9 protein-coding genes are annotated in these 10,236 nt (G+C 34.7%); 2 read left to right on the forward strand and 7 right to left on the reverse strand.

The genetic code is table 11. The annotated features are described in order from the left end of the window. Positions 1–140: 140 nt before the first annotated feature. The 6 genes from ES724_RS15570 to ES724_RS15595 form a co-directional block, all read right to left on the reverse strand. Positions 141–1,190 (reverse strand): L-dopachrome tautomerase-related protein, encoded by a 1,050-nt coding sequence (locus tag ES724_RS15570; protein WP_146934700.1) that lies wholly within the window; start codon positions 1,188–1,190, stop codon positions 141–143. A 154-nt stretch (positions 1,191–1,344) separates the two neighbouring features. Then, on the reverse strand, positions 1,345–1,857 hold the full coding sequence (locus tag ES724_RS15575; protein ID WP_026839735.1) for a VOC family protein: 513 nt from the start codon (positions 1,855–1,857) through the stop codon (positions 1,345–1,347). A gap of 161 nt (positions 1,858–2,018) precedes the next feature. Continuing rightward, the gene (locus tag ES724_RS15580; RefSeq protein WP_146934703.1) at positions 2,019–2,651 is read right to left on the reverse strand and encodes an SDR family oxidoreductase; all 633 of its coding nucleotides are present in this window, start codon (positions 2,649–2,651) and stop codon (positions 2,019–2,021) included. 58 nt (positions 2,652–2,709) lie between these two features. Beyond that, the gene (locus tag ES724_RS15585) at positions 2,710–3,693 is read right to left on the reverse strand and encodes an NADP-dependent oxidoreductase (protein WP_146934705.1); all 984 of its coding nucleotides are present in this window, start codon (positions 3,691–3,693) and stop codon (positions 2,710–2,712) included. 47 nt (positions 3,694–3,740) lie between these two features. Continuing rightward, positions 3,741–4,196, reverse strand: coding sequence for a MarR family winged helix-turn-helix transcriptional regulator (locus tag ES724_RS15590; protein WP_146934708.1), 456 nt, complete (start codon positions 4,194–4,196; stop codon positions 3,741–3,743). Positions 4,197–4,201: 5 nt separating this feature from the next. Next, a complete protein-coding gene (locus ES724_RS15595; RefSeq protein ID WP_146934711.1) occupies positions 4,202–4,627 on the reverse strand; it encodes a DoxX family protein in 426 nt (141 codons plus the stop codon). A 356-nt stretch (positions 4,628–4,983) separates the two neighbouring features. On the opposite strand from ES724_RS15595, the gene ES724_RS15600 reads away from it, so the two are divergent. Continuing rightward, a complete protein-coding gene (locus ES724_RS15600) occupies positions 4,984–5,820 on the forward strand; it encodes a GLPGLI family protein (RefSeq protein WP_146934713.1) in 837 nt (278 codons plus the stop codon). A 48-nt stretch (positions 5,821–5,868) separates the two neighbouring features. Next, positions 5,869–8,583 (forward strand): TonB-dependent receptor, encoded by a 2,715-nt coding sequence (locus ES724_RS15605; RefSeq protein WP_146934716.1) that lies wholly within the window; start codon positions 5,869–5,871, stop codon positions 8,581–8,583. Between the two features lie 190 nt (positions 8,584–8,773). Here ES724_RS15605 and ES724_RS15610 read toward each other — a convergent pair whose 3' ends face one another. Further along, the gene (locus ES724_RS15610) at positions 8,774–9,832 is read right to left on the reverse strand and encodes a flavin monoamine oxidase family protein (RefSeq protein WP_146934719.1); all 1,059 of its coding nucleotides are present in this window, start codon (positions 9,830–9,832) and stop codon (positions 8,774–8,776) included. Between the last annotated feature and the right edge of the window lie 404 nt (positions 9,833–10,236).

Raw genomic sequence — 10,236 nt, forward strand, 5'->3', positions numbered from 1 at the left:
GCAAATTTACGTTAAAATGAACGTTCATTCATTTTTTAAATTGGGTTTATGTTTTATTTAACCCTATAGATTAAAGCTTTGCTAATATGATAGGGTCTATTAGAAATTTCTGAGAATAACGCTAGTAAGAATAATTAAATCTAGTCCAAACTTATCTTGTTGATACTAAACTCCATATTTATTATAGGTCCAGTAATCTCATTGATCCTGGAGTTGGTATAATAAAGGCTATTCTTATAAATACTGAAAGTATCTGCCCATCTAATTTTTTCGCCTTCTGCAAACGTGCTCATTTTTCCAGAGGAAATATTCAGTTTCATAATTTTTTGCTGTTCCAGATCGGCAAAATATAGATTTCCTTTTGTGTCGAAGAGCATTCCATCTGGAGCAGGAGTTTTCTTAATAAATTTCACTTCTTTTTGTATAGCTTCTTCTGTACCATTAATCAAAACTTCAGTCGGTACAGCATATAGACTATATCCGGTCAATGCATGGTAATAAAGTAGATCGTTTTCTGTATCAAGTGCAATACCATCAGAATGTACGGTGTTGTTCCATCTGTTATCTTCTATAATTAAATGATCTTTTTCTGCTAGAGTAGAGTAGTGGTTATTCAAGACTCTTTTGGTAGTTCCATCAACAAGATCCAAGATCACCAATCCAGCATGGCCGGAATCTGTGATATAAACTTTCTCTTTTTTCTTATCTATTCGCAGATCATTCATATAGGAATCTTGATGAAAACTATCTTCCTCGAAGATATAAGTCCGTTTAAGAGTTTGAGTTTCCAAATCGAAGACAAATACTCGTGGACTATCTAAAACTCCTTTAAAAAGAGCATTGCGAGTATCTAAAACATATAATTCATCTTCAAATGCGATCACAGATTGTACTCCTATGAAAACTGAGTCTTTTTGAGCTTGCCCAATTTCCCAGGAATTCCAATTTTCATTAGGAAATGCATGAGAAATTCCATTTTTATCTATTTCTACCACAGAGTTTTCTACATCCTTTCTCCATCGCGGAAAATTAGCAAACATTCTTCCTTGATCGCTTATGCTTAATCCTGTAACCTGCTGCCCTTTAAAGGAGGTAACTTCTTCTATTTTTTTGTCTGAAGTAGTGGGAGCGGTAACAGATTTACAACTTATAATCGTTGCTATACTTAAAATCAAAAATATTTTATTCATGGTATTTCGTATGATGAGATTATAACTTATGAACTGAAGTTAGGCTACAAGTAAAGATTTTTTTGCACCAATAGTAGCGGTGTTATACTTAGTTTAACGCTATAATAAAACCCTTACTTATAGTTAAAACAAGGCTTGTTTACTATTTATAGTCCTATTCTGCATAAGCTCCAGAGGAATAAGTTAATTCATAACTATGTGTATAAATCTCGAAAACTATCCCAAATGGATCTTCTACATAACACATTTTAAATGGTTTGTCATTGGGGTAATATTCTCTTATGGGCATACGTTGTTTTCCGCCCAGAGAAACGATCTTATCAATCAAGTCTTCAATATTTGGATCTTGAATACAGAAATGGAAAAGTCCTGTGTTAAAAGGATTGAATTCCGGAGCTTCTTTTACGCCATGTGGGAATGAAAACAACTCGATCCCGATACCATCTGATGTAGACATATGGGCGATTTCAAATTCTTTCCAATCGTCTCCAAAAACATCAATACACATTTGTCCGATAGCGGTTTCCTTTTCCTTTTTAACTGTAGATGGCTGCATAATAATATACCAACCCATCACATTTTCGTAAAAATTCACTGCTTTTTTGATATCTGGAACTGTGATCCCTATATGGGAGAATGATTTTGGATATGTTCCTTTCTTTTTCATATGTAGATATATCGTTTTTTAATTGTCTCCTGAAACCTATCAGTAGCAATTCGCATATCTATATAGGTTGTTGTATTGTTTTAGCATTATGCTCTTTCATAACTCTCTATTTTAATGAATGGATTACCTGAATCAGGAATCAATCCGTTTGAGATTGATTTTTATGAACGCACTGCTTTTTCAATTGGAGTTTCCCCAGAAAGGATTTCAAAAACTTGATTTTTTCTTACATCATCATCCAGAACTTCCACTAAAGTTTTAGCTACATCTGCTCTTGAGATACTTCCTTGATTCTCAAATTTTTCCTTTAACTGGATCTTCCCAGAAGCGCCGTCATCTGTTAGTGAACCTGGTCTTACAATACTATATTCTAAACCACTTGCTTTTAGATAATTATCAGCATTTTGTTTTGCTTTTAAATAATCTTGCAGCTCATCACTTATAGAAGGATTATCTGCTCCCATGGAACTTAACATTACAAATTTTCCTGCTCCTGCTTTCTTAGCGGCATCGGTAAGTTTTTTTGCTCCTTCCTGATCTACTCCAATTACATTCTTCCCTTTAGAACCTGCAGCAAAAATTACTTTATCTGCATTTTTCACAGCATGGTCTAGATCTTCTTCCAGATCAGCCATAACGGTCATTATATTTTCTTTTTCAAAATAGTCTTTCTGCTCCTGTTTTCTAACCATCGCGATAGGCTGATAGTTTTTAGATTCCTTTAATAAATTGATAATGATTCTTCCTGTAGTACCGTTAGCACCAGCTACTAGTACATTTTTCTCTTTGCTCATAATATTTTTTTTTATTTTGTTATAACTAGAATAGATGTCAGCTTAATATTTAAAATATTTAGGCTAGACTTATAATCACTTTTCCTTCTGCTCTTCCTGTAGCCAGGTATTCATAGGCATCTATTCCATCCTCGAGAGAATAAATAAGATCTACTATTGGCTTAATAGTTCTATCTTCAACCATAGTTGAAATTTCTTTCAGTTGTTCTGCATTAGGTTGCATCCATGTTAGTTTGTAAACAGCTGATTTCTCTTTAATAAGTTTTACTAATTTTTCGGGTAGTTTATAATCGGTCATACCCATTTGCTTTGCTGTTTCCTCATCTGGCGGGCCCACTATTGTAGTTACTTTTCCACCTTCTTTGATAATTTCAAAAGCATCAAAGGTATAATCGTCTCCTAAAGTGTCGAAAACGATATCCAGATTATTAGCAACTTCTTTATAATCTTCAGTTTTATAATCGATCACACGGTCGGCACCCAAAGCTTTAACCCAATCTACATTTTTAGTACTTGTAGTTGTATAAACAATAGCTCCTTTTGCTTTGGCATACTGAATGGCAAAACTACCTACACCACCGGAGCCTGCATGAATAAGAATTCTATCGTTTTCCTTTATACCAACACGCTCTAAAGCTTGGATTGCGGTGAGTCCAATTAATGGTAAACCGGCTGCTTTTTCAAAAGAGGCGTTTTCGGGTTTTTTAGCAACCAGGTCACTATTTACGGCAACAAATTCTGCAACTGTACCCATTTGTTCTTGTGGCACTCTAGAATATACTTCATCCCCAATTTCGAAATTTTTCACATCTGCACCTTTTTCGACTACCACGCCACTTACATCAAAACCTATGGTACTCGGCAGGTTTAAAGAAATCATATCTTTCAGCTTTCCTTCCACCATTTTGTAATCTATTGGATTTAATGCTGCTGCTTTAACTTCAACTAAAATATCATTTGGTTTTATAGAAGGTTTTTCGATCTCATTTAGAGATAAACTTTCTTTAATTTCACCGTATTTTACTATTTGTAGTGCTTTCATATCAATTTTATTTTCAATTCAACTTCCTGTAATTTAATCAATTTGCTCTAAATTTCCGATTTTTCTTTTAAGACATTAATCCATTTATCTAGCGTATCCTTTAATAACATCACATCTGTAAGTTCTACTTCTTCTGAAAGCAATGTGTTCAGAAGTTTTCCCGGAACCTCTGAAGCATCAGCTTTGAGAGACTTGCCTTTTTTAGTAAGTTCTATCCGAACACTGCGTTCGTCTTTAGTTGATCTTGTGCGATTGAGCAAGTCTATTTTCTCCATTCGTTTGATCAAAGGGGAAAGTGTGTTGGTATTCAAGAGTAATTTTTCACCTATTTGATTTACTGAGAGATTTCCCTGTTCCCATAGAACCATAAGGACTAGATACTGCGGATAGGTAATCCCCATTTTTTCTAAAAAAGGCTTGTATGCTTTCGTAATAAGCCTTGAAACAGAATAAAGAGGAAAACAGATCTGATTGTCTAATTTTAATTGATCTTCCTTTTCCATAATAATTATTTTTTTGAATTCCTCCATGCTTTCCATGCACCAGAAGACCATAGCGCCCAAACAATTAGAACAGGTTGAAAGAAAAGCCTGATTAATCGTGCTCTATCAGAATTTAAAGCTCCAAAAGCATCTCTTCCGTCTAGATACTGTGCAATGTTGCCGGGAAAAATCAGAATAAAAAACAGTGCTAATGCCCATCCAATTCTTGCACGCTGCTTTTTCCAGAATAATAAGCTGAGGCCTAAGGCCATTTCAACAATACCAGAAAGGATTACTACCAGATCTTTGCTTAAAGGAACCCAATCTGGCACCTGAGTCTGAAATTCAATTCTATTGAAAGTAAGATGACTAAACCCAGCATAGATCATAAATAAGGCTAATAGTATTCTGAAAACCTTTTGTGTTGTCGTGGTTTTAACTTCGTTTTTCATAGTTACAAATTATAACGTGCAAAATAATGTCGTGCACGATGTAAATATAAGGAGCTATTACAAAATCGGAATTGAATTCTAATAGACTTTATCTATTACAGATAATGAGTATCTATATTAGATTTGAAGTATACGACAATCAATAGCTATTATAAATTTGTTGTAACAGTATCTACTTTATAAGAGGCTTGTCCTTAACAGTTTGTTATCTTTATATTTGATAGGTCACAAAATAAGCGAGGATTGAATAAAACAATTATTTTCATATTTAAACTTATGTTAATGTTTCCTAAACGACCCTTAAATGTTTAATCATTAAGTATGTTTGTTAAACAAAAAAATATTATCTGCCGGATATGAAATCAAGCCTGTTTAAATTATCGTTCCTCGCCTTTACAATGCTTTTGTCCTTCAAACCAAATGTGCAAGAGTTTCAAGGTGAAGCTTACTATTCTTATAAATCTAAAATGGAGCTAGGTACTTGGGGGGCAAGAATGAGCGAAGCGCAGAAAAAGCAAATAGAAGCACGCTTGAAGAACAGATTGGAAAAGACTTATGTTTTGAATTTCAATAAAGAAGAGTCCCTTTTTGATGAGGAAGACAAAATTGATGCGATTTCTGGCGCAACAGATTCATGGGGAAATAACTTCTCACAAGGGGAGCAATATAAAAATGTCAAGGAAAATGCTTTAGTTCAGAGTCAAGAATTTTATGGAAAGCAGTTTTTAGTTAAGGATGAATTACAGGTTATAGATTGGAAGATGGGTAAAGAGTCAAAGCAAATAGGGCAATATACGTGTTTTAAAGCTACAGCTTCAATCCCAACTAGTGAATTGACCTGGTATGATTTCTCTTGGAGTGATTTAAGATCTGAAACCGCTGAAAATTCCGATTCTGCAGATGTTCAGAATAAAGAACCAGAGATTGCAATGACTGAAGTTGAAGCATGGTATACGCCACAAATACCGGTAAGTCATGGGCCAGGAGCATATTGGGGTCTTCCGGGTCTTATTTTAGAAGTTAGCGCAGGTAATATGACCATGTTGTGCTCTAAAATTGTAATGAATCCTGCGGATAAATTAAAGATTGAAGCTCCAGATAAAGGGAAAGAAATCACGAAAAGTAATTACCAGATTACCATTCAAGAAAAGATGTTGGAAATGAGAAATAATAGAGGAAGAAGTAGAAATTAAGTTGGCTGAATTAAATAAGTTAACCAAACCAACAAGCAATACGTAATTATGAAAAAAATATTTTGTGTTGCATTTCTGCTTGCTGCCACTATTTCCTATGCTCAAATTCAAGTTGAAGGTTTTGTTAGAGACAGCCTGAAAAACCCTTTGGAATTGGCAAATGTAGTTGCCATTAATCAAGAAACAAGTGGTTTAGAATCTTATGGAATTACCAACGAACAAGGTAAATATAAGCTGGAGTTGGGTAAAAATGGCACATACAAGATCCAGGTTAGCTATATAGGTATGAAAACTTTTGAAGAGATCCTTTCAACAAAAGAAAGTGATATCACAAAAGATTATACACTCAAGGAGGACAATTCTTTGGACGCTGTGGAGCTCATATACGAAATGCCGGTTGTAGTAAGAGGGGATACTCTAATTTACAATGCTGATTCTTTTAATACGGGAACCGAAAGAAAGTTGGAAGATGTACTTAAAAATTTACCAGGTGTCGAGATTAATGAGAACGGGCAGATAGAAGTAGAAGGCAAAGTAGTTAATAAACTGATGGTGAATGGCAAGGACTTTTTTGATGGTGACACTAAGTTAGCAACAAAGAATATTCCCTCTAAAGCTGTAGATAAGGTACAAGTGCTTCGTAATTATTCTGAAGTTGGTCAATTAAGTGGTGTTACTAATAACCAGGATAATGTAGCTTTGAACATTAAGCTCAAGGAAGGAAAAGAGAACTTTTGGTTTGGTAATGTGACCGCCGGAGCGGGAGCTTCACCAGATAATGAGCTTTATCTACTGCAACCTAAGCTGTTTTATTACAGCCCAAAGTATAGCCTTAATTTTATTGGAGACTTGAACAACACGGGTGAAGTTGCCTTGACGCGTCGTGACATCAGAGGATTTGGCGGTGGCTTTAGATCACCAAGTAGAAGTAGTGGAACCAGTATAAATCTTGGGGATAACAGCTTAAATTTCTTGACTAGTCAAGATGATGCACTGGAAATTGAAAATAAATTAGCGACAGGTAATTTTAGTTATTCTCCCAGTCAGGCTTTAGACCTTAGCGGATTCGTGATTTTCAATAGTAGTCGTATTCTTTCCAAGGAAACCAGCTTCGTGAGATATACTGATACAGACCTAGGTATCCCAGATGAATTTACGGAACAGTCTAGCAAAGAACGCTCTAATCAAGGTTTAATGAAACTAAGTGCATCTTACAAGCCAAATTTCAACAATCAGTTGGATTATGATGTCTTGGGTCGCATATCGGACGATGTGCAAAATCAAAGTATTTTCTCTTCGGTTATAGGAAATACAGATCAGCTAGATGAGGTTTCACCATATAGTATCAATCAAAATATAAATTATTATTATACGCTTAATGAGACCAATATTTTTGCCTTTGAGGCACAGCATTTATTAAAAAATGAAGATCCGTTTTACAATGCCATATTAGTCAATGATCCTAATGATGAAGATCCGTTTGACACGACTGCAGAGGCTTTGGGTCTAGACACCTCATTAACTAATTATAACCTTGGTCAGAATAGACGTATTAAGTCTAATCAATTAGATGCTAAATTGGATTATTACAACATCCTTAATGCCAAGAGTAATCTAAACTTGACACTTGGAACAATCTTAAGTCGTCAGGAATTCAATTCAAATATTTTTCAGTTCCTAAATGATGGATCTCAATTTGATCCAACACCAACGTTCAATGAAGGGCGGAACACCAATGATATAGAGTACAATTTTAGCGATATATATCTGGGAGCGCATTACCGATTTAAAAATGGCAAATTTACCGTAACACCCGGATTTTCACTTCATGCATATGGAAACAAGAATAGTCAATTCGGCGAAACCTTTGAGGATAACTTCTTCCGATTTTTGCCAGATTTTGAAACCCGAATTCAGTTTAAAAAGAATGAATCTTTGACCTTACGATACGACATGAGTAATCAGTTCACGGATGTTACCAGATTGGCACAAGGTTTAGTACTGAATAATTATAATAGTATACAATTTGGTGAACCAGACCTTCAGAATGCCTTATCGCATAATGTGAGCCTTTTTTACAGTAGTTTCAACCTCTTTAATTATACTAATGTTTTTGCTCGAGCAGCATATTCAAACAATGTAGATCAGGTACGAAGCTTGACAAATTTTGAAAATGTGATTAGGACAAGTACTTTTTTCAACTCTAATTTTGCAGATGAAAATGTGAACGTATTTGGACGTGTCCAGAGAACCTTTGGTAAGATAAGGGCGAGCATGAATGCTAGTTTTAATTACAGTAAGATCAATCAGTTCATTCAAGGTCAACAGTCACTTAATGAAGGTTACACACAAACGTATACGCCAGGGGTAAGCACTAATTATAAGGAGGCTCCAAACGTAACTCTCACGTATCGCTATAGTGTGACAAACAATAATCAAGGGAGTCGTAAGACTAAATTTATTACGAATGCACCAGCAGTAGAGTTTGATGCATATATCTGGAAATCGATAACTTTTCGAACTAATTACAGTTACACCAATCAAAATAATGGCGATGGCGAATCACAGTCTTTTCAGAATTGGGATGCTACGCTTGCCTATAGAAAAGATAGGGATGCCAAATTGGAATACGAAATCAAGGCGACTAATATATTGGACATTGATTCTAAAGTGAGAAACAGCGCCAATAACTTCTCTGTGTTCACATCAGAAACATTTATACAGCCACGATTTTTGACAGTTAAACTCATATATACTTTATAAGACCTAAAATCTTCTTTAGGAAAACCATCAAGAACTGAAGCTTGGGCAGCTGCCTACATTAGCCTTTTATTCTTTGTTTTGCTGATTGGGTTTAAATTCTGCTGTTTTATCTCTAATTTCAGTTGAAATAATCGGTGTGATTATTTTGCCATTCTTCGAAACATAAAAAACCTTTTCACTAGAACACCCGCTATTTGCGATAATCGACATTGGCGGTTATTATTTTTTTAGCAGTTATATTCGCTGAATACACTGCACCCTCCATATATCCAGGAAATTCTGAAGCCGCTTCTGAGCTTGAAATTAATAATTTATCATCAAAAAAGGATTTACTAAAAATTGGATTTCCATTGTTTTGATGAGGATAAAGAGCAATATCAGATGCTTCAAAGGTGTTTTCTTCTTTGCTCCAGATACATTCCTCATAGTCAATAAAGTCTTCAGCTTTCTCTCCAAAAACATTTTTTATTTGATCAATAACTTTAGCACGCCTTTCTTTATAAGTAAGTTGTTTAAAGGATGAATTGATGAATCCACAAAGTGCATATTTAGACCTTTCGTGATCGCAATGATCATACAATTCGGTTATAGGTCCTGTATTACTGAATAAAGTTCCAGATAGATCTGCTTGCTGCCAAAATGCTTGTTTATAGGTCAATGCAATTTTAATGGAGTCTTCCATCCAGGTCTGCGTTTGTTCAGCTAAACTGATCAAATTCTCTGGTAAATTAGGCTCGAATAAGATTTTTTTTGCCCATAATTTAGGTGGAATAGCTAAAACAACTCTATTGCCTTCAAACACCTCATTCGTAATTACCTGAACAGAATTATTGTGGAATTTAATTTCCTTCACAGATTGATTTAGTATGATATCCTTTTCATCTAATTTCTGATATAATGTATTTATAAGATTGGATGAGCCACCAGAAATTCTATAACTAGGTGGTTGACTAGGAATTTGTATAGATTCAGCTGGAGAAGTAGAGAAGGGCTGAAAGAATACTGTCCCATCCATATATTGTTCAAAATATTCAATTCCTAATTCCTCCAATAAGGCTTTCAAATATGTATGTTGAGCGCCAAACCAGGTTGCTCCCATTTCAACCGGTGTATTATCTTTTCCATATACAGTATTTATTCTTCCACCAACTCTAGGTCTTGCCTCTAAAATTTTAAATGGAATACCTTCTTTTTTTAGTCGGTAAGCTGTTAAAAGTCCCGATAAGCCTGCTCCAATTATTAGTATCATTTTGTAAAAATAATGAAGTGGAGACTAAATTATCTTCACTTTAGTAATTAATATTGAAGTTGGTAAAACAAAATATTATCAACATATTCGAGATTAATTACATTTCAATTATATCTATTGCGCAGCATATGTGCAGTGTAAACCTTGAGAGGGTATTATCCCATTTACATTGCTACTGGCTTTTTTAATTCTACTTGTCAAAATGATTATTTCACTTTGGTGTTTTTGTGCTATATTTTTTCAAAATTAGAATAAGGTGCGAGTATATATTTATTAGTAGTATTGTCCGGTAAAAAAATTCAGGATTTCGGTGAGGCTAGAATTAACCTGGATTAGGACTGTTTTCAATGTTTAGGAGCTTGCTATTGGAACACAGAATTATTTTTTCTTTTTTGAAAAATTTA

The organism is Gillisia hiemivivida, from assembly GCF_007997295.1.
Taxonomy (GTDB): domain Bacteria; phylum Bacteroidota; class Bacteroidia; order Flavobacteriales; family Flavobacteriaceae; genus Gillisia; species Gillisia hiemivivida.